The following is a 298-nucleotide window of genomic DNA, read 5'->3' as shown; positions in this document are numbered from 1 at the left end:
ATTTTGTCTACCATAACAGAGACGGTTGTGAACGATAAAAAGTCTCAAACAGAATGTCATCAACCAAATATACCGATGCAAACAATGGTATTATTTGCAGGTTTTAATGACCAAATATATCACGTGCCATAACATCGCCACATGCGTCATAGAAGATTGAAAAGCCTTAATTTGAAAAATAAAACGGATGCCAAGGCAAGACCTGACCATCAAAAGGCACTGCGATAAGAAAGTAAGAGGTGAACATGCAAAAAATTTCCGTGGAAACCGGATTAGTGATTCCTTTGGATCGGCCCAA

The sequence above is a fragment of the Methylophaga sp. UBA1464 genome, assembly GCF_002325665.1.
Taxonomy (GTDB): Bacteria; Pseudomonadota; Gammaproteobacteria; order Nitrosococcales; family Methylophagaceae; genus Methylophaga.
This window is presented reverse-complemented; position numbering follows the sequence as displayed.